The organism is Olsenella kribbiana (assembly GCF_036408795.1).
Lineage (GTDB): Bacteria > Actinomycetota > Coriobacteriia > Coriobacteriales > Atopobiaceae > Olsenella_L > Olsenella_L kribbiana.
This window is the reverse complement of the sequence record NZ_JAZGJP010000037.1, coordinates 1-1671: the sequence shown is the minus strand read 5'-3', so window position 1 is coordinate 1671 and position 1671 is coordinate 1. Positions and strand designations below refer to the sequence as shown.

The 1671-nt window shown below is 58.3% G+C and carries 1 protein-coding gene; it reads left to right on the top strand.

Annotation, left to right across the window (positions count from 1 at the left end):
- Positions 1–572: 572 nt before the first annotated feature.
- On the top strand, positions 573–1478 hold the full coding sequence (locus VXJ24_RS11430; RefSeq protein ID WP_039688992.1) for a putative RNA methyltransferase: 906 nt from the start codon (positions 573–575) through the stop codon (positions 1476–1478).
- The last annotated feature ends 193 nt before the right edge of the window (positions 1479–1671 follow it).

Genomic DNA, 1671 nt, shown 5'->3' with positions numbered 1-1671 from the left:
TGCGGCGACTGCCAGCCCCAGCTCCCGGGTCGCCCGGTGAAGGCGAGGAAGAAGGGCGTGAAGGGAGCGAAGAGCGTTGCTGCCTAGGCTAGCCCCTTGTCACACAAACTACCGAAGCCTCCTTTTTTCACCTGCTGAAGGTTATCAATCTTCTTATTGAGTATCTCGGCATTCTTTCTTCTGCCAATGCCCTGGCGGGCAGATCCACCCCCCTTTCGGCTGGTTCGGGGGCACAGGCATGCCCTGACGGGCAGATCCACCGCCCTTTCGGCTGGTTCGGGGTCGCAGGCATGCCCTGGCGGGCAGATCAGCGCCTTTTCGGCAGGTTCGGGGGCGCAGGCATGCCCTGACAGACGGCTGCATTGCCCATATGCGTTTTGCGCGCGAGGACCCTGTTGCTCCTGTCAAAAGCGTGGCGAAATGAAGTGGCCCAAAAGAGGGCAGCAGAATACCGAAATCCCAGCTTGAAATAGCTCAGCTATTTGTCACTGTGCGGTTCTGCCTGCTGTGATTAGCCATGCACTGCTGGGGAAGACTCATCCGCTAGAATTGCTTGGACGAAAGGAGACGCAATGGTACTCGACAGATACGCGCGATTTGCTGACAGCGCCGACGTGCTCTCTTGCCCCCTTTGCCACAGCGCCCTGAAGCTGCAGGAAGGGAGCCTCGTATGTCCGAAGAGGCACTGCTTCGATATCGCAAAGCAGGGGTACGTAAACCTTCTAGGGCCCTCCAGGCAGTCAGCCCACTACAGCAAAGAATCCTTTGAGAGCCGCATGGCAATCCTGGAGGCAGGGTATTACGACCACGTGAAAGAAGCCGTCCTCACCGCGGTAGGAAGGGCCCTTTCCCCAAGCGAGGGTCCTGCAGCTGTGAACGCGACGCCATTCCGCGTGCTCGACGCGGGATGCGGAGAAGGCTTCTATGCACGTGCAATCCGAGAAAACCTCTGTGTCGACGTGGTGGCGTTTGACCTCTCAAAAGACGCCATGCTGATGGCGGCCCGCCACGATTCCAGAAAGGCGGTCAAATGGCTGGTTGGCGACCTGACGAACATCCCCGTGCTGAAAGGCTCCATCAACTGCGTGGTGGACGTATTCGCTCCCTCGAACTACGACGAATTCAAGCGCGTTCTCACCCCAACCAGAAACGCCTCCGCGCCAGGAGTGCTGGTCAAAGTGGTTCCAGGCAGCAATCATCTTACGGAGCTGCGCCACCTTGCTGAAGGATCTTTGCGCAGCAAGGAATACTCAAACCAGCTGGTGACCGATTGCTTTGAGAAGCACTTCAAGATGACCGACCGCATCAAGGTGACGCGCACCTTCGAGATGTCCGAAAGGGACGTCCGCGTGTTCGCCGAGATGACGCCGCTGCTGTTCGGCATCGACGCGGAGTCCCTAAATCTATCGCGTGTGAAAAGCATCACCATCGAGGCTGAATTGCTGGTGGGCACCCCTCGCTCCCAAGGCCCTTCATGAGCTCAGCCAGCTCATCATCCTCTTAATTGCAGGGCTGAAGGACAGCCCTTGTCAACCGCCCCAGAAGAAATCTGGCTCTTCGGTGGTTTCTGTGGGAGAGATTCCGGCATAGGCCCAGCTCAGCGGGCGAAAACAACGATCTGGAACTGAAACGGCCCCGGGAGGGGCCGTTTCCGCGTCATCCGCCTATGAT

What these genes read in the sequence shown, in the direction of transcription:
- VXJ24_RS11430 (WP_039688992.1), top strand. Translation starts at nt 573, where the DNA reads ATGGTACTCGACAGATACGCGCGATTTGCTGACAGCGCCGACGTGCTC.